Source organism: Dysgonomonas sp. HDW5A, assembly GCF_011299555.1.
In the GTDB taxonomy this organism is placed as follows: Bacteria; Bacteroidota; Bacteroidia; order Bacteroidales; family Dysgonomonadaceae; genus Dysgonomonas_A.
This window is the reverse complement of the sequence record NZ_CP049857.1, coordinates 808,763-828,537: the sequence shown is the minus strand read 5'-3', so window position 1 is coordinate 828,537 and position 19,775 is coordinate 808,763. Positions and strand designations below refer to the sequence as shown.

The 19,775-nt window shown below is 35.2% G+C and carries 14 protein-coding genes; 11 read left to right on the top strand and 3 right to left on the bottom strand.

Annotated features, from left to right (window positions below; genetic code table 11):
• The first annotated feature begins 103 nt into the window (after positions 1-103).
• From G7050_RS03420 to G7050_RS03410, 3 genes are all read left to right on the top strand, one after another.
• Positions 104-1,663, top strand: coding sequence for a phosphoethanolamine transferase (locus tag G7050_RS03420; RefSeq protein ID WP_255499292.1), 1,560 nt, complete (start codon positions 104-106; stop codon positions 1,661-1,663).
• 160 nt (positions 1,664-1,823) lie between these two features.
• On the top strand, positions 1,824-2,894 hold the full coding sequence (gene serC / locus G7050_RS03415; protein WP_166111224.1) for a 3-phosphoserine/phosphohydroxythreonine transaminase: 1,071 nt from the start codon (positions 1,824-1,826) through the stop codon (positions 2,892-2,894).
• Between the two features lie 39 nt (positions 2,895-2,933).
• On the top strand, positions 2,934-3,854 hold the full coding sequence (locus G7050_RS03410; RefSeq protein ID WP_166117623.1) for an NAD(P)-dependent oxidoreductase: 921 nt from the start codon (positions 2,934-2,936) through the stop codon (positions 3,852-3,854).
• Between the two features lie 113 nt (positions 3,855-3,967).
• Here G7050_RS03410 and G7050_RS03405 read toward each other — a convergent pair whose 3' ends face one another.
• Positions 3,968-6,175 carry a bifunctional (p)ppGpp synthetase/guanosine-3',5'-bis(diphosphate) 3'-pyrophosphohydrolase gene (locus G7050_RS03405; RefSeq protein WP_166111223.1) on the bottom strand — a complete coding sequence of 736 codons (2,208 nt, stop codon included), beginning with the start codon at positions 6,173-6,175 and terminating at the stop codon, positions 3,968-3,970.
• A gap of 177 nt (positions 6,176-6,352) precedes the next feature.
• On the opposite strand from G7050_RS03405, the gene G7050_RS03400 reads away from it, so the two are divergent.
• The 6 genes from G7050_RS03400 (at position 6,353) to G7050_RS03375 (ending at position 12,644) form a co-directional block, all read left to right on the top strand.
• Positions 6,353-6,955: a hypothetical protein gene (locus G7050_RS03400; protein ID WP_166111221.1), complete on the top strand. Its 603-nt coding sequence runs from the start codon at positions 6,353-6,355 to the stop codon at positions 6,953-6,955.
• Between the two features lie 135 nt (positions 6,956-7,090).
• On the top strand, positions 7,091-7,423 hold the full coding sequence (locus G7050_RS03395) for a hypothetical protein (RefSeq protein WP_166111219.1): 333 nt from the start codon (positions 7,091-7,093) through the stop codon (positions 7,421-7,423).
• Positions 7,424-7,566: 143 nt separating this feature from the next.
• Complete coding sequence (locus tag G7050_RS03390) at positions 7,567-9,096, top strand: DUF4301 family protein (protein WP_166111217.1); 1,530 nt, start codon at positions 7,567-7,569, stop codon at positions 9,094-9,096.
• A 115-nt stretch (positions 9,097-9,211) separates the two neighbouring features.
• A complete protein-coding gene (gene gmd, locus G7050_RS03385) occupies positions 9,212-10,363 on the top strand; it encodes a GDP-mannose 4,6-dehydratase (protein WP_166111215.1) in 1,152 nt (383 codons plus the stop codon).
• A gap of 6 nt (positions 10,364-10,369) precedes the next feature.
• On the top strand, positions 10,370-11,470 hold the full coding sequence (locus G7050_RS03380) for a GDP-L-fucose synthase (protein WP_304487126.1): 1,101 nt from the start codon (positions 10,370-10,372) through the stop codon (positions 11,468-11,470).
• Between the two features lie 31 nt (positions 11,471-11,501).
• A complete protein-coding gene (locus tag G7050_RS03375) occupies positions 11,502-12,644 on the top strand; it encodes an OmpA family protein (RefSeq protein ID WP_166111211.1) in 1,143 nt (380 codons plus the stop codon).
• Between the two features lie 193 nt (positions 12,645-12,837).
• Here the strand turns inward: G7050_RS03375 and G7050_RS03370 are convergent, their stop codons facing one another.
• Positions 12,838-13,206, bottom strand: a complete 369-nt coding sequence (locus tag G7050_RS03370) for a hypothetical protein (RefSeq protein ID WP_166111209.1) — start codon at positions 13,204-13,206, stop codon at positions 12,838-12,840.
• Between the two features lie 487 nt (positions 13,207-13,693).
• Here G7050_RS03370 and G7050_RS03365 point away from each other — a divergent pair, with 487 nt between their 5' ends.
• A complete protein-coding gene (locus tag G7050_RS03365; protein WP_166111206.1) occupies positions 13,694-15,028 on the top strand; it encodes an NADP-specific glutamate dehydrogenase in 1,335 nt (444 codons plus the stop codon).
• 149 nt (positions 15,029-15,177) lie between these two features.
• On the opposite strand, the gene G7050_RS03360 is transcribed toward G7050_RS03365, so the two are convergent.
• Positions 15,178-18,132 (bottom strand): PEP/pyruvate-binding domain-containing protein, encoded by a 2,955-nt coding sequence (locus G7050_RS03360; RefSeq protein WP_166111203.1) that lies wholly within the window; start codon positions 18,130-18,132, stop codon positions 15,178-15,180.
• A gap of 453 nt (positions 18,133-18,585) precedes the next feature.
• On the opposite strand from G7050_RS03360, the gene G7050_RS03355 reads away from it, so the two are divergent.
• Positions 18,586-19,602: an LLM class flavin-dependent oxidoreductase gene (locus tag G7050_RS03355; RefSeq protein ID WP_166111200.1), complete on the top strand. Its 1,017-nt coding sequence runs from the start codon at positions 18,586-18,588 to the stop codon at positions 19,600-19,602.
• Positions 19,603-19,775 lie beyond the last annotated feature (173 nt).

Here is a 19,775-nt window from a genome sequence, read left to right as displayed (position 1 = left end):
ACTATTGCATTTTCGAACACGTATAAGTAGAGTATTACAACAATATAGATTTTCTGTTTTTTGTTTTCTCTACTTTTTTTTATTAGCCTTTTATTTGAGAACTGTGTATATTGATTGGAATCCTTTGTTTCAATCATTCAGTTTGTCTACACATGCAAGCAGCTTACTATACGCTGCGTTGAATGCTATTATCATACTGTCTTTTTTAAATCTTATCTCTCATATCAAAAGAGTTGCCATAATATTTGTGTTATTACTGGCAATAATCATATCTATAGAAGCAACTTTAGCTATTGCTTTTTCGTCTCAAGTTACATTAGGTTTGTTTTCTTCTATTATCGAAACCAATAAACATGAGGCTCTGGGTGCAATCAGGATGTATGCCGGCATAGCAATTCCTCTGATTATTGTAACAAGTATTGTTTTGTATCTGGCTTATCGGGAACTTAAGAGTCGAAAGCCTTACATCTTAGCCTCCATCTTATTTATAATTGCCGGTTTCGGTATTTGTTATGGTTCTGTTTACCTGTTGATGGATGAGTCGCAAAGGAGAAAAGTTCCTGAAGAGTTGAGAATCTCACCACTCATGCATTTTTATTCAGTTTTAGGAGTGAGGCTTCCTCTTCTTACGAATGTGGGATTTGCCTCTGTAATTTACTGTCAGGAAATGTATCGGTTCAGAACCGAATTAGCTAAGCCTAAAACTTTACCTCAAGAAATAAGCTTTTTCACTACCTCAAATAGTCCTAATACAATATTTGTAGTTATGGGCGAAAGTTCTTTGCAAACACATTATAGTTTATATGGTTATAATTTGCCAACGACCCCATTTCTTGATAGTCTGAAAAATGCTGATCGTTTATCATACTACAATGCTGTATCTCCTGCATCCATTACACGGGATGCTTTAGGACTGTCTTTGAGTTTTGCTACACCGTTGGATCGCCAACCATTGCTCAATAACAAGAATGCAGTTGCTCTGGCTAATGATGCCGGGTATGAATCTTATTGGATATCTAATCAGGATAAAATAGGGATGCACGACAGTTATATCGGATTGATCGCTTCGTATGCTGATACTTCCTGTTTCTTCAATTTTCAGAAAGATGATCTGGAGTTAATCCCGATTATTGAAAAATTATATAATCCTAAAATTAAGCAGATATTTTTTATTCATCTTAAAGGGAGTCATCTCGAGTATAAGGAGAAATACGATAAGGCAGATTGCCGAGTCTTAACCAATGATTTTAATACAACCTTAGATTATGATCGAACCATACATCATAGCGATCGGGTTATCGGATTGTTGTACAATACAATAGTTAATAAACTAGATACGAAAGTTGCCTCTTCCTCTCTTGTCTTTTATTTTTCGGATCACGGAGAAATCATAAATAAAGGGCATGGCTTTCTGGATAAAGATATGGATCAGTTTATGATTCCTTTTGTTGTGATACCTTATAATGATACAATTGATACTAACCGTATTATCGATAAATATCTTGTTGATGGAAGGTTAAATACTACAAATTTCAATTATATCCTCTCCGAGGTGATGGGCTATAAAATTTCAGAAAAAGGAATAGAAAAAGCTAAAAATGATGGTCTTTATTATTATCATGTAGATGGTAAAACCTATCTGTTTAATGACATAAAGAAATAAAATCAGAAGTAATATATACTCATTTTATTTTAACAGTGCCATTTTCAAATATATTTATTAAATTTGGAGTTCTTAGTTGATAAAGTCATCTAATCCTGAAATAAAAAGGTCTGAGACCTTAAAACCATAATAGAAAAGAACGATTCAAATTCTTGCAAATATGAAAAAAATCAATTTTAGCGCAGGTCCCTCAATTTTACCACAACAAACAATCGAAGAAACAGCAAAAGCTATTTTAGATTTCAATTCGTCCACATTATCTCTTATGGAAGTTAGCCACAGAGGTAAAGATTTTATCGCTGTAATGGATGAAGCTATCGCATTGTTTAAAGAACTATTGAATATACCTGAAGGCTATTCTGTAATATTTTTAGGTGGAGGTGCCAGCTTGCAGTTCTGCATGGTTCCTTTTAACCTTTTGGAGAAAAAAGCCGCTTATCTTAATACAGGAACATGGGCAAGTAAAGCTCAGAAAGAAGCAAAAATGTTTGGCGAAGTTATCGAAGTAGCAAGCTCAAAAGCCGATAATTTTTCATACATACCAAAGGATTATACCATTCCTGCTGATGCGGATTATTTCCACATAACAACCAATAATACTATTTTCGGAACAGAATTACATACCGATTTAGATTCTCCGGTGCCTTTAGTTGCCGATATGTCATCAGATATATTTTCACGAGTAATCGATGTGACTAAGTATGGTATTATATATGGTGGAGCACAAAAAAATCTGGCTCCTGCCGGTTTGACATTTGTTATCGTAAAAGATGATATCTTAGGGAAAGTTTCTCGTAAGATACCAACGATGTTGGATTATAAAACACACATCGATAACGAGTCTATGTTTAATACCCCTCCGGTAGTACCTATTTTTGCAGCTTTGCAAACTCTTAAATGGTTAAAAGCTAATGGTGGAGTTCCTGCAATGGAGAAAAAGAACAAAGAAAAAGCTGCTTTATTGTATGCCGAAATAGATAGAAACCCATTGTTCGTAGGAACTGCAGCTAAAGAAGACCGTTCATTGATGAACGTATGTTTTGTAATGGCAAAAGGTCACGAAGATAAAGAAGCCGATTTCTCGAAATTTGCAGTAAGCAAAGGTCTTGACGGATTGAAAGGTCACCGATCAGTTGGCGGATTTAGAGCGTCTATTTACAATGCTATGCCTATCGAAGGTGTTCAGGCATTAGTAGATGCAATGAAAGAATTTGAAAAACAAAATGCATAAGAGGTTGCAGACCTTCTCACATACAAATCAGATATGAGTATAAAAGTATTAATAGCAACAGATAAACCTTTTGCGGCAGAAGCAGTAAAGGGAATTAAGAATGTAATAGATGCAGCAGGCTATGAATTGGTTTTGCTCGAAAAATATACAGAAAAACAACAGCTATTGGATGCTGTGGCTAATGTAGATGCAGCTATTATCCGTAGTGATATTTTCGATAAAGATGTTTTTGCTGCAGCCAAACAACTGAAAATAGTTGTGCGTGCAGGTGCAGGATTTGACAATATTGACTTGGAGGCTGCAACTGCTCATGGAGTATGTGCAATGAATACTCCCGGACAAAATGCAAATGCAGTAGCCGAATTAGCTTTCGGTTTGGCTGTATATGCAGTGCGTAATTTCTACAATGGAACATCGGGTACCGAGTTGGCCGGTAAGAAACTGGGAATTCATGCGTATGGTAATGTGGGACGTAACGTTGCCCGCATTGCAAAAGGATTCAACATGGAAGTATATGCATTTGATCCTTTCCTTTCTGCGGAAGCTATCGAAAAAGAAGGTGTAAAAGCTGTGAAAACAGTTGAAGAATTGTATTCTAATTGCGAATTTGTTTCGTTACACATACCTGCTACGGCAGAAACAAAGAATTCGATCAATTACGAATTGTTGAATAAACTACCTAAAAAAGCATTATTGATAAATACTGCTCGTAAGGAAGTTATCAATGAGGCCGAAATTGTGAAGTTGATGCAGGATCGTACGGATGTGAAATACGTAACAGATATTATGCCTTCCAATCATGCTGAAATGGCTGAGAAATTTGAAGGAAGATATTTTTCTACACCTAAAAAAATGGGTGCTCAAACTGCAGAGGCGAATACTAATGCTGGAATAGCTGCTGCTAATCAGATCGTTGATTTCATAAAGAACGGAAACGAACGTTTCAGAGTAAATAAGTAATATCTTATTATATTATATAAATGAGGTTATTCATATTGAATAACCTCATTTTGTTTTGTTATAGGGAGGACTTTTGTTCTATATGTAAAATCTCTTAAAAAAAGATTTGAGCCTTAATTTAATCTAGAGATCTGTTTTACACCTTTTACCGTCCGCAATTTTTTCATTAAACTTTCGAGGGTATTTGTATCTTGCAATGTTACGGATAAATTGCCTTGAAATAATCCATCGTTTGAGTCTATACTAATCGAGCGGAGTGTTATCCCTTGTTCTTTAGAAATTATAGAAGTCAGGTTTGTTACAATACCAATATCGTCAGCACCTACAACACGCAATATAATGGTGTAACTTGATCCTGATTTTCCCGACCATCGTGCAGGTATAACCCTGTAACCGAAGCGTGAAAACATATCGTGTGCATTCGGGCAATTAGTCCGATGTATTTTTATTCCTTGCGATGAAATGAAACCAAAAACTTCATCTCCATATATAGGGTTACAACATTTAGCCAAAGCGTAATCTATCCCTTTCAGGTCTTTGTCTAATATAAGCTCATCCGTTGACTTGTCATTACTTTGAGTGGTGCTCTGGGGCTGAATTGTGTAGCCTTCGGCACTAACCAGATCATGTTTATCATGTACTTCACTCTCTCGTTTCTCTAATTCAAGATATTGATCGATAACAGAGTTTACGTCTAAAGTTTCCTGCGCTATTTTGATATAGAAGTCGGTTACAGTTTTAAAGCCTTTTTTCTTTATCAGGCGCATCAATACGCCTTCGTCTTCATCTATTTTTCTGTTTTTGAAGCGACGTTTTAATAATTCTTTGGCGTAATCAACTTGTTTGTTTGCTTCTTCTTTTAGTTTTTGGCGAATCTTATTTTTGGCTTTTGTAGTTGTTACAAAATTCAGCCAATCTTGTTTTGGAGTTTGATTAGCAGAGGTCATTATCTCTATTTGATCTCCACTATTCAATTTATGACGAATAGATACATTTTTGCCATTCACTTTACCCGATACGCAAGTAGCCCCTAGCTTAGTATGTATTGAGAATGCAAAATCCAGGATGGTAGCTCCTTTGGGTAATTTGTGTAAATCACCTTTGGGTGTAAACACGTAAATTTCATCATCGTAAAGATCCAGTTTGAAATCTTCAAGTTTCTCGTTGTTTGCCACACTTTTGTTCTCTAAAGCCTCGCGTAAAGTGGTCAGCCAGTCGTCAATATTTGACTCACTTTTCACTCCTTTGTATTTCCAGTGAGCGGCTAGACCTCTCTCTGCAATTTCGTCCATGCGTCGAGTTCTGATCTGTACTTCTACCCATCTAGATTGAGGTCCCATTACTGTAATGTGCAGGGATTCATAGCCGTTACTCTTTGGTATAGACAGCCAATCTTTAAGCCTTTTAGGGTTAGGTTGGTATAAATCCGTTACAATAGAATAGATCTGCCAGCACTCAGCCTTCTCTTTTGGCTGTGGAGAATCAAGTACTATCCGGATAGCAAACAAGTCGTATATAGATTCGAATTCAACCTTCTGCTTTTTGAGTTTATTATTTATCGAATAGATAGATTTTACCCGACCTTTTATATCGTACTTAAGTCCTGTTTCTTTAAATTTTTCTTCAAGAGGTGCAATAAATTCGGCTATATATTGATCACGTACAGTTTTACTCTCATTTAATTTTTGAGATATGTAGTCATATATTTCACGATCGGTGTACTTGAGATATAAATCTTCTAACTCAGATTTTACATTATACAACCCGAGCTTATGTGCCAAAGGTATATATATGTAAGAAGATTCTATCGATAGTTTTAAGCGAGTTGCTTCATCTACCTCACTGGCTGTTCTCATCAAATACAGTCTGTTGGCAATCATAATTAATATGACCCTCATGTCTTCGGCGAACGATAATAAAAGCTTGATGAAATTTTCAGATTCTAAAGTTGTTTGATTAGCCTCAAGATGATTTATTTTCATCAGACCTTTTACAATATCAGCTACTTCGTGATCAAATGTCTGTTTAATTTGCTCTATTGTAATTATCTTATTAACGGCAGGTCTGTATAGTAAGTTAGCTATTACGGCAGCTTTTCGGAGTCCTATTTCGTTAATTACAATGAGTACAGTATTTAATACAGTAATGAGATGAAAATATTTATTATCATCTACTTTATAGATCCCTTGAGCGATTCCCTCCTTTACGGTAGATCTAATAAAAGCTTCCTCCTTCGAAGATATTTGTAATTCTTTTGACTTTGCAGAAAGTTGATGCAGTAACAACTTAAATTCATCTTCTTGTGCAATATGATCTTTCATTACTTATATTTACTATTTATCCTAAAACATATATACCTAAAATGTAAAAATAATATTTTCATTCCAATTGAAGTTTTGTTTTTGTTTTTTTTATTTCAAATTTACTAATTATTGGACTTCTAGTCTTTTATTCACTGGAAAAACATTTGTACTTTTGATCTAAATTATATTAATGATATGAATACAGATAAAATACAGCGTTTGGAACGAAATGAAAAATTCAGAAGAAAATTTTATGCTAAAGGAGTTTGGCGAAATTATGCTATAGTGCCACCGTCTGGAATTCTTTTTGTCGCATTATTTGGTTTCCTTTACCTGTTTAATGTTGATCATTTGATGAGTTTGTATGCTATACCTTTTATAATTCTGCTTTTGTTGGGGACAATATGGTTAAAGGCAACACGAAAATACATTATAAATCAAAAAATATCAGGTAAGCAACCTTTTGCAATTTGTCTATCTATTCCTTTAATGAAAAAGAATGGAAAAACAATTATGATGTTTTCGGCAGGAAGCAACAGACTTAACAAATATTATTTGGAAAAAGAAAAAAAAGAGATTTTAGATAGAATTGGGCCAGATGCTGATTTTGTGGGCGTTAATCCCTCAAATAAGCTTTTGGTGGCTGTTCCGGAAACCGATATTTACTTGATTTATCCTTCTTTTTCGGATCGACTATCAAACAAAACTACAACCTCAACTGTTAATAGATATGTGATATTTGATAATTTGGAGAAGATCAGGTATATAACGCTTCGGGAGATGGAGAGTTTTTCTTGATATATAAATGTTAAAAAATAACTAATTTGTATGTTATTAGTTGAAAGATATTGTTTTAGAATTTTCCAATGATTATCTTTGTCGCAGAATCGTGATTTTTATTGTTAATATTCACGTCTATTATAAAGTTAGTCTATGTTAAATTTAGGTATCAAAATAAAGAAAGGATTAGTAGTGTTGTTGTTTTTGCTACTTATTCCATTTGCTGCTAATTCAGCACCTGGATCTTTTGCAGCTCCAACTAGTTTTCTTCCAATGGAGGATGCATTTTCTGCTGCCCGATCTACACCCGAATTTGTTAATGAGAATATTAAACCTTACAGACAATCGTTCAATTTAGGGAATCAATCTTCTCAAAATGGATATATTAACTTTACTTCAACAGATATACTTGCATTTATATTTCTTGCAGGAGTGTATTTGATGTTTGTTAGACGTAATTCACAATCGAGAAATGCTTCTTTTTAAGAGTTTAATGAAAATCAATTAAGATTATATCTTCCCTATATATAAAAGCAAACCATTTTTGGTTTGCTTTTTTTTGTATATCATACACTGATCGTTGATATCTTTTCTATATTTGTGTTTATTAATCCTAAATATGATTTCTTATGCATCAGACATTTACAAAAAAGGATATTGAAAAACTAAATATTCAAGGTCTAGACATTATCGAAGTTCAGAAGCAAATTGATCGTTTCAAAACAGGATTTCCTTTTCTTGAAATTATAAATTATGCAACGAATGATAAAGGAATTACCGTCCTTAGTCCCGAGGAAGCTGATATATATATAAATATATGGGATGGCTATTCTCGATCAGGACATTCAGTAGTTAAATTTGTTCCGGCATCAGGCGCGGCAAGTCGTATGTTTAAAGATTTATTTGAGTTTCTGCAACGGAAATCAGAATCTCCGGATAATGATTCTATAAGTATATTCTTTGATAATATTCGAGCATTTGCATTTTTTGACGATCTTAATTCCGCTTGTGTAAGTAAGAAAGGTGAGGATGTGGAGTCTTTGATTCTGCATGGTAGGTATAAAGATGTTTTAGAGGTTCTTTTACTTAAGAATGGCTTGAATTATGGCGGGCTTCCCAAAGGATTGTTGAAATTTCACGCATATGAAAATTGTAATAGAACTCCAGTGGAGGAGCATCTTGTTGAAGGGGCATTATATGCAAAATCAAATGATGGAGGGGTTACTTTGCATTTTACAGTTTCACCAGAGCATCGTCAGTTGTTTAAGGAGTTGATTTCGACAGTCTCAGATAGCTATGAACGGGCATTTGGCGTGAAATTTGACATTTCTTTCAGTGAGCAAAAAAAGAAGACAGATACAATTGCTGTTGATGATAATAATGAGCCATTTCGTGATGGTGAGGATCTCTTGTTTAGACCCGGAGGGCATGGTGCGTTGATTGAAAATTTAAATGACCTGTCAGCGGATATTATTTTCATTAAGAATATTGATAATGTTGTTCCTGATAAGTTTAAGGATGAAGAAGCTTATTATAAAAAGATGTTGGCCGGATATTTGGTAGATGTCCAGAGTCGTATTTTTGGTTATTTGAAGTTAATAAATTCGGGAGTGTATTCAAGAGAGGAGCTTTTAGAAATTCTTTATTTTTTACAGGATAAATTGAATGTGAAAAATCCAGATACTAAATATTTAGAGGATGCCGAGCTTGTTTTATATCTTCAGAAGAAGCTCAACCGACCTATTCGGGTTTGTGGTATGGTGAAGAATGTTGGTGAAGCTGGAGGAGGTCCATTTTTTGCAGTTAATGAAGACGGTACTGTTTCTTTGCAGATATTAGAAAGCTCCCAGATAGACTTGGATGATCCTCGAAAAAAGGATTTGTTTGTTAAAGGAACACATTTCAATCCGGTTGATGTTGTTTGTGGGGTAAAAGATTTTAATGGTGAGAAATTTGACCTTATAACATTTATTGATGAAAATACAGGCTTTATAAGTAAAAAAACAAAAGAGGGAAGGGCTCTAAAAGCATTAGAACTGCCCGGATTGTGGAATGGGGCTATGTCAGATTGGAATACGGTATTTGTGGAAGTCCCTTTGAGTACTTTCAATCCGGTTAAAAGTGTTAATGATCTATTGCGGAAAGAGCATCGATCTTAAGCTATAATTGGGGGTAAACTGTTCTTTTGTTAATGTTTATTTTGTTTAAAATATATTTATCTTTATATTTGTGGCTTGAAAAAGTCACAAACAGGTGATTTTAACAGAACTTTAAATGACAAAAACAGCATTAATAACGGGAGTAACTGGACAGGATGGAGCATATCTATCTGAATTTCTGATTAAGAAAGGATACATTGTCCATGGGATAAAAAGAAGATCCTCTCTTTTTAATACAGATAGAATTGATCATTTATATCAAGATCCGCACGAAGAACATAGAGAATTAATTCTTCATTACGGTGATATGACTGATAGTATGAATCTAACCAGGATAATAGGAGAGGTTCAGCCAGATGAAATTTATAATTTGGCTGCTATGAGTCATGTAAAGGTTAGTTTCGATATTCCGGAATATACTGCCAATGCAGATGGTATCGGTACATTGAGATTGCTGGAAGCTGTTCGTCTTTTAGGATTGACTAATAAAACTCGTATTTATCAGGCCTCAACCTCAGAATTATACGGATTGGTGCAGGAGATACCTCAAAAGGAAACTACGCCTTTCTATCCAAGGAGTCCATATGCCGTAGCGAAACTATATGCTTATTGGATTACAGTTAATTATCGAGAGGCTTATGGGATGCATGCAAGTAATGGGATCTTGTTTAATCATGAATCACCTCTAAGGGGGGAGACTTTTGTGACGAGAAAGGTTACAAGAGCAGTGTCTCGCATAGTTCTAGGTCTTCAAGATGAAGTATTCATGGGGAATCTCTCGAGCAAAAGAGATTGGGGGCATGCTAAAGATTATATCAAAGCAATGTATTTAATATTGCAACAAGATACACCTGATGATTATGTTATTTCTACTGGAATAACAACTACAATTCGAGATTTTATTAAAATGTCGTTTATGGAAGTGGGTGTAACTGTTGATTTTAAAGGAGAAAATGAACAGGAGGAAGGTTTTATAACTGCTGTTGACGATATTAAATTTACTAATAAAGTAGGAATCGAATACTTGGCAGACTTCAAAACTAGAATTGGAGATTCTGTAGTAGGTGTAGACCCTGCATATTTTAGACCGACCGAAGTTGATATCTTGATTGGTGATAATACTAAAGCAAAGCAGAAACTCGGATGGGAACCTTCGTATGACTTAAACGGATTGTGTGAAGATATGATGAGTCATGATGTTACCTTGATGAAAAAAGAGGAATTCTTGAGAAAAGGAGGCTATAAGATACTTAATTATTTTGAGTGAAAAATGATTGATAAGTCTTCAAAGATATATATTGCAGGGCATCGAGGATTGGTTGGATCCGCTATTTTGGCTAACTTAAAGAGTCGAGGTTATTCTAATTTTATATTAAGAACACATAGTGAACTGGATTTAAAAGACCAACTAGCAGTGTCTCGTTTTTTTGAAGAAGAAAAGCCTGATTATGTGATTTTAGCGGCGGCTAAAGTTGGAGGAATTATAGCTAATAATAAATATAGAGCTGATTTTATTTATGAAAATTTGATGATTCAAAACAATATTATTCATCAAGCTTATCTAAATAATGTAAAAAAACTTGTATTTTTGGGCAGTACTTGCATATATCCAAAAGAAGCCTCTCAGCCAATTTCAGAGGACGCATTATTGACTTCTCCCTTGGAATATACAAATGAGCCTTATGCTATAGCTAAGATTGCAGGGATTAAAATGTGTGAAAGTTATAACATTCAGTATGGAACAAATTTTTTAGCAGTAATGCCAACAAATTTATACGGACCAAATGATAACTTTGATTTAGAAAAATCACATGTCCTTCCTGCTTTGATTAGAAAAGTGCATTTAGGAAAATGTTTGGAAGAAAATGATTGGAGTGCCATCAGATTAGATCTTCAATATAGACCAATTGAAGGTGTTGATGACAAATCAACTGAAGATGAGATCTTATATATATTAAATAAATACGGTATTGGTAAAGTTGCAGATCAAAATATAAGTATTGAGATTTGGGGATCGGGTAAGCCAATGAGAGAATTTCTCTGGAGTGAGGATATGGCTGATGCAACAATCCATATAATGGAGTCTGTGAACTTTTTGGAGTTAATAGATGTTACTATAGATAAGGAAGTTCGCAATACTCATATAAATGTGGGTACAGGAATAGATATTTCTATAAAAGAACTAGCTTTGCTGGTGAAAAAAATAGTGGGTTTTAAAGGTCAATTATGGTTTAATACCGAGAAGCCTGATGGAACTCTAAAGAAACTAACAGATGTTTCTAAGTTACATTCTTTGGGATGGAAGCATAAAGTGGAAATCGAAGAAGGTGTAAATTTGATTTATAATTGGTATAAGAGATACCAGAAAAAATAGAATTAAACTGTTTAACTATAATTAATTGATTATGAAAAAGGTAAGTTTACTTTTGTGTTTAGCTCTTGCTGGCATAAGTGCTACTGCTCAAGAAAGCGGTGTTAGTGCTGAGGCTGGAAGAAAAGCAACTTTTGCTCGTAACGGATTCTGGGATAACTGGTTTGTCGGTGCAGGTGCAGGTGCTAGTGTTTATTTTGGTCCAAGTGATCAACATGCTGATTTTCTAGATCGTATGACTGTTAATCCTTCGGTTTTCGTTGGTAAATGGTTCAATCCATACTTAGGAGCACGTTTCCGCGGTCAAGGTGGAAAAATCCATTCATTTAGTGGCAACCAAGGTCAAAACATGTACAGCATGACTCACGTTAATGCTACTGTGGACTTTATGTTCAATGTTACAAACTACTTGGGTAAATACAATGAAAATCGTTTTTATAACTTTATCCCTACTGTAGGTGTTGGTTATAATCACCGTTTTGAAGATAAATTCAAACAACGTGGATTTAACGGTCCTACATTCAATGCTAGTTTATTGAATACATTCAGAATTTCAGATAGATTATCTGCTTTTGCTGAAGTTGGTGGATTTATTGTTGAACAAAGATTTGATAGAGGTCCTAAAGGTAAAACTCATTGGAATGGTATCGCTACAGGTACTGCAGGTCTTATGTTGAAAGTTGGAAAAGTTGGATTCAGCGAAGCTGTTCTTATGGACAACGATCTACTTAATGACTTGAACGGACAAATCAACAAACTGAGAAGAGAAAACGATGACTTGAGAAACCGCAAACCTAATTGTCCTCCAGCAGTTCCATGCCCAGAGGTACAACCAGCTGCTGTAGCTCCTGATACTTACATTCCTAATGTAGTATTCTTCCGTCTAAATAGTGCTAACATTGACAACAATCAAGAAGTTAGTATCTATAACACAGCTCAATTCTTGAAAGCTAATCCAAATGCTAAAGTTAAGATTGTTGGTTATGCTGATAAATTAACTGGTACAGCTGAATATAACCTTAAGCTTTCAGAAAGACGTGCTAGAAACGTTGCTAAAGTTCTTACTGATAAATACAAAATCAGTAGCGATCGCGTTCAAGTTGAATGGAAAGGTTCTTCTGAACAACCATACAAAGAAAACGCATGGAACCGTGTTGCTATATTCTTCGCTCAATAATATTTGCGTAGAACAACAGATAAAAAAAAGAAGCTGCCTTAAGGTAGCTTCTTTTTTTTATCTGCTTATGTAAACGATTCAAGTTTATCTCTTGATAAAGCGATACATATTAGAAAGCCGTCAAAAGATTCTTTTGACGGCTTTCTAATATATATTTAATCTGTTATTTCATGAGAGAGTAACAGATTAATCTTTATTTCTCAGCTAGTAATGCTGTGTTATTGCTATTGATAGAAGTCATGTTCAATACGATAAGATATTTTTTGTATTGTTCTGCAGATAAAACACTTTTTGTATTTGCCAAGTTGAAGGCAAGTGCTTTTCTTACCTCTTTTTCGGAATTTTCTCCACTGCGAGATGCTCTTTCCATTTTTTGAGAAGATAATTCAAAAATCTCTTTCAAATATCTTTGTTGCTCATAGTCTGCTTCAAGATAATTAACCAATCCATTGAACTTTTCTTTTTCATTCAATTTTGATAAAAAAGCATAATCACCATTTGAGGCGAAAGTAACTGAACCTAACGAGAATATAGCAACTGCTAAAATAAATAAACGTTTCATAACCTAAAATTTTAAAAATAAAACAATCTTTTGATAACCCTAATTATAACCTAACCTAAATAAAAAAAGACAGAACACACCCGAGTTTTTAACTTCATGGTATATTCTGTCTGTAGATTTATACTACAAATATAGTACATTTTTCTTAGATGGGATAATATTTATAGCTTTTTATTGATGTTTTGATATTGAAAATATCGATAACGAATCATATTGATTTATCTACATAGTTATTTGCTTGTGTATTTACGAATATGTCACATTATAGTAACTATTTAGTAATAATATATACCATTAATTAAATACTTTATCGACATGGTGAAATGTCTTTTTTCTATTGTTTCTGTTTTATTTATGACGTTTTTATGCTAATCGAAAAATAATATATCAGAACTTTATATTTGCGAGTCTGTAAAAAACAAACTATCTTTATTCTTTTCGTTATCACACTTATCTTTTGAATTAGTAACAGAATAATTTTTATTAAATGAAAACAGAACAAACCTTATCTGAATTAAAACGTCGATTTCCAAATGAGCCCGAATACCATCAAGCTGTACATGAAGTTTTAGAATCTATTGAAGAAGTATACAATCAGCATCCAGAATTTGAAAGAGTAAATCTTATCGAAAGGCTTTGTATTCCAGAACGTATATTTTCATTCCGTGTAACATGGGTTGATGACAAGGGGAAAGTACATGTGAATATGGGATATCGCGTACAACATAGTAATGCTATCGGACCATATAAAGGAGGCATACGTTTTCACTCATCGGTAAACCTATCTATTCTGAAGTTCTTAGCTTTTGAACAAACTTTCAAAAATTCGCTGACAACTCTTCCTATGGGTGGAGGAAAAGGTGGTTCGGACTTTAATCCTAAAGGAAAGTCAAATGCTGAAATTATGAGATTTTGTCAAGCATTTGTGACTGAGCTTTGGAGACATATTGGTCCTGATACAGATGTGCCTGCAGGAGATATCGGTGTTGGAGGACGTGAGGTTGGTTTCATGTTTGGTATGTATAAAAAATTAGCTCGTGAATTTACAGGAACATTTACCGGTAAAGGCTTAACCTTTGGAGGATCATTAATTCGACCTGAAGCTACAGGATATGGTAATGTGTACTTTCTTCTTGAAATGTTGAAAACTCGAAATATCGATATTAAAGGTAAAAAATGCTTAGTATCGGGTTCGGGTAATGTTGCTCAATATACTTGTGAGAAATTGATCGAATTGGGAGCTATTCCAATGACATTGTCAGATTCAGATGGATATATCTATGATCCGGAGGGAATAACTAAAGAGAAATTAGAATATGTAAAAGAGCTTAAAGATCTTTACAGAGGACGTATCAAGGAATATGCTGAAAAATATAACTGTAAATTTGTTGCAGGTGGTCGTCCTTGGGGTGAAGTAGCAGATATTGCATTGCCTTCGGCTACACAAAATGAGTTGAATGGTGATGATGCAAAATTACTTGTAGCTAATGGTGTCTTTGCCGTATCAGAAGGGGCTAATATGCCTTCTACTCCTGAAGCTGTAAATGTATTTTTAGATGCTAAAATATTATATGCACCCGGTAAAGCTGCTAATGCAGGAGGTGTTTCGGTTTCCGGTTTAGAAATGTCTCAAAATTCAGAGCGTTTAAGCTGGTCTATAGAAGAGGTCGACAATCGATTGAAGACTATTATGAAAGATATCCATGAGAATTGCTCTAAATATGGAAAAGATGCAGATGGTTTTATAAACTATGTAAAGGGTGCTAATATTGCAGGCTTTATGAAAGTTGCCAAAGCCATGATGGCACAAGGGGTACTATAATTAACCTCCATCTTATATTAAGTTCGCAGAACTATTTATTGCTTTGGCAAGCAAAACAGCAACAGGTTGTTATGCTTTTAAAATGAGTCATTAAATATTTTCTTTTACTTAAAATAAAAGAGAGCCATTTTTTAATGGCTCTCTTTTTATTAATCTTTTAGTACTACTCCATACTTTTTCTTACCATTAATCTTTATGACTAAAGGTTTTGAAAATCGTACATGGCGAATTGCATCTGATTCGTATAGTGCCGGCTGGCTATTAAGAAATGCTTCATCAAAAGTACCCTCTTCTTTAAGATAAGAGTTAATCGTAAAATATCCCACACCAAAAGAGGTCAGATTCTGAAAGAAGTGCGTGCCTTGGCTGGGTTCTATCCGGTAGTTTTCTAATCCCGATTCAACTAAGAGTCGTGCATTGCTTATATGAGGCCATTTTACGGGGATTCCCAGCCATGAATCGCTGCTTCCCCATCTTCCGGGTCCAACCAGAATATAACCTCTGTCTTCCTCTGTAAATCGCTTATTCAGCTTTTCAATCTCGTAAGCTAATAACTGATTGTTCGAAGCATTGAAGTTTTCGGTTTTGATATATACAATATCGCATACATCGTCAATAATTCCGTTGCCCAATGCATTATTGGAAGTCAGAATAGTATCTTCTACAGGTATTTTTGTAAGGTCTTCATTTAAGACTTCTTTATTCTGAACAATCGGTCTGATTTGAAGTAGGTAGAAAGTTGCCTCATCTTTACTTTTCAGGTTAACCGCAAATTCAATCTCTACAGCCCTCCCCATTTCGAATTGTGTAATTTTCAGAACTTTTTGAAGCACGCTTGATAATGGGAATAATTCGTGTTGAAGAATATTGGCAAATGAGATAATCTTACGTCCCCCTTCATAAAACCCCTCGTATATAGTTTGGTCGATAGGGTCGAAAGTCGAAACGATAAATCGTAGTGAGTCATCGGCTATGGCATCATTTACATTCAATTTCAGTAAGTTAAAACCATCATTGATAGAGAATTCCTGTGTAATATCCTTCATGTCAAGTGCATAAAACTGCCTTTGAGTTTCTCGCAAGGCAAAGTCTACCGAGCTTAGTTGCAGAATGTTATTCGGGTGGTAAGGCGAAAACCGAAGTGTCGTACCCCCATCAACAATGTATTTGCCTAGTCCTAGTGCGATATTTACAATCCCTTCTTCGGCTTTCTCGTGACCGATAGGGTAGAAATTAAGAGATCGTGTAACTCCCGACATTGTTGGGTAGAAACGGTCTCCGTATCTGCTTCCTACAACTTCTTGTAAAACAATTCCCATTTTTTCCTGATCAATCACATTTTGAGTGGCTGTCATATAAGCTTTGCTGTCGGCGTAAAATACAGAGGCATAAACCGACTTTACGGCAGCCTTGACCAGTTGTATCATTTTATGTTTATCTTCCAAAGCAGGCACCATATAGGTCGAGTATATGCCTGCGAAAGGTTGGTAATACGAATCCTCAAGTAAGCTCGAAGAACGTATGGCTAAAGGTGATTTAACAGCCTCGAAAAAGGTTAAGAAATCATCATCCAGACTTTCCGGCAGATCGGCATCTAAAAAGTGCTGCAGGATTTCCTCATCACTTCTATCCGACAGAGCTATGGGATACAGGTTATTAGACTCCATGAAATCATCAAAAATATCGGTACAGAGTACAACCGTTTTAGGCAGTAAAACGGGGAAATTTGGATTCTCATTCAGTTCGAAATTAGTCTTTACGATATTCCCCAGAAAGGCCAGACCTCTCCCTTTGCCCCCTAATGATCCGTTACCTATACGTGCAAAATTCGAAAACTCATCGAAGCGGTCTTTTTCAAAAACTGCAATTATACCCGAATTCTTCATTCTACGGTATTCAACTATAGTATCATAAATGATTTTTCGAGCCTCATCTATATTCGAAAGATCATCAACATCAATTTTCTTAAGAGTCTCTGCAATGGGGAACATCGCTCTGGAGTAGAGAAACCGCGAGAAATGATTATGAGACATGTGGTAAGCCAGTGATTTATCAGGAATTGTTAATATCGATTTCTGTAAATCTTTCAGGTTTTTTATCCGCACAATCTCTTCTTTAGTATCCGGATCTATTATAATAAAGTCACCAAAACCAAACTGTTCAACAATTTGAGTCCGAAGATCAAGAGGGTAGCTTTTTGAGTTTTTATCAATGAAACTGCACGCAAGCTCATCTGCATATACTTTGTTGCTTTCCTCTGATGAATTGAATATAATGGGTAAGAACCTGTTCTGTGTCTTTATCCATTTTGCCAGATTATAACCGGCAAGCTTTTCTTTGATTCCGCCATGCATATAGCTCATGTCGGTAACTATCCCCAATATGTTATCCTTGTATTGTTTGTATATAACAGCAGCTTCTTCATAGCTGCGAGCAAGAAGAATTTTGGGTCTGCCTCTCATTCGAAGCATCTTTTGATGTTCGTTAAGCGCTTCTTTCGAGAACTCGCGAGATTCTTTCAGTACAATTTTGAATAGAGCTGATAAAGCTGATGAATAAAAACGGATAGAGTCTTCAACCAAGAGTATGATTTGTACCCCTACCATTTGGGTATCATGCTCTACGTTCATCGAGTCTTCTATCAACTTGATGATTGCCAATAATAAATTGGAGTTTCCTAACCAACTGAAAACATAATCGGCAAAAGTGAGGTCTTCGGTCGCAAAACGTTTTGAAACTTCTTTAGAGAAGGCAGTTAATACGATTAAAGGTATCTCCGAATGTAAATGTTTAATCTCTCTGGCTGTTGCAAACATATCAGCATCGTCCATATTCGGCATATAGATGACAAGCTCATAATGGTTTTCCTTCAGATGCTCAAAGGCATCTTCAGCGGTAGACACTTGGGTAAATCGGGGAGGGTAGCGTAGGTTTAGGGATGTATATTCATCGAATATCTGCTCATCGACACGCCCATCCTCTTCCAATATAAAAATATCGTATTTCGTAGCTATCAATAATATATTATAGATACGTTTATTCATCAAGCTGGCAAATGAAGTATCTTTAAACTGGTACCGTTTTATATCTGATATATTTTGCATATATTTATAAGTGATCTTAATGAGTGGTGCTTTACTTAAAGCTTAAAAATAGGAATAATAATTTGGGTTGGAAAACGAGTCGTGAAAAACTTCTGAAATAAGGTGACATAAGTTACATAAAGTAATCAATAAGGCAACAAAGGTTACAGTTCTGTTCATCAAAGTGTAATTTTTGTATATTTGTTAATGATTTGTTTATCAGTAGTTAGACTCGGGAAACATTACAAAAGTGACAAAAGTGACACTCTTTGCATAGTTCTTTGTTTTTCTTCCATATTATTCTGTATTCTTTATAGATAGATAAAGTAATGCTGCCTCTTGTCCGAGTGAATCGAAATGTTTAAGGAAAATAAATAAATGTAATAATAGCATTAGACAAAAACTATAACAATCTACCATTGTTATAGTTGCCTCAGTTCCAAATAGGGCTGAGAAGTAAAGAGATTAAAGATTATGGAAGAGAGAAGATTAAAATTGAGTGTACTGGATCAGTCACCCATCAATAAAAATAAAACAGCCTCAGAGGCTTTGTCCGAAACCACCCGATTGGCAGAACTAACAGATCGGTTAGGGTATACCCGCTTTTGGGTATCGGAACATCATAACGCAGAGAGTCTTGCCGGAACTTCACCCGAAATATTGATTGCTCATCTGGCTAATCATACTCAAAATATACGGGTTGGTTCGGGTGGAATTATGTTACCCAATCACAGTGCATTGAAGATGTCCGAGAATTTCAGGTTACTTGAAGCCTTATATCCTAACCGGATAGATATGGGAATTGGTCGTGCACCCGGTACGGATAGGTTAACTGCCTCATTGCTTAATCCAAGTAATCGTTTCGATGAGCAGGATTTTATACAACAGCTTTATCATCTGGATAATTTCTTTCATGATGCAGATAAAAAGGATACCATTTACAGTAAAGTAAAAGCATATCCCTCTATATCAACAGTTCCCCACCGTTGGTTGCTTACTTCGAGCGGCGAGAGTGGAATGATTGCTGCACATTTTGGAATGGCGTTGTCTTATGCTCAATTTATTAATCCACATTTAGGAGCCGATGTGATACAGGCATACCGCAAAAACTTCAAGCCGTCGGAAGACTTGAAAACTCCACAAGCTAATGTTGCCATATTTGCGTTCTGTAACGAAGATGAAGAAGTGGTAAGAAAGCAGCAGGCGTTAATGGATTACCGCTTTATTCAACTCGAACGAGGAGGAGGTCTTGCCCCTGTCGTTTACGAAGATATTAAGCATATGCCTTATTCCGAATTTGAACTTCAGAGGATTAAGATAAACAGAGCCAGAACTATATTTGCTACTCCTGAAATAATGAAAGAAAAATTAATTGGTTTAGCCGAAGATTACGGTGTGGATGAAATAATGCTTGTAACTTATGCCGAAAGATTCGAAGACCGCTTGCATTCCTATGAAATCTTAGCGGATATGTTTCAGTTAGGTCATTGATTTGCCTATATAAACGTTTTTTACTAACGCACCCTTTGGGTTTGTTTTTCATTTTGCCTTGATGCAAAACGAAACAAAAGATCAAGACTGTGCCTTTTTGCCCGACCCGCTACGGACTCGAAAGCTAAAACAAAAGAAAACATTTACTATTGATATCCTTTTGTTTCTTAACG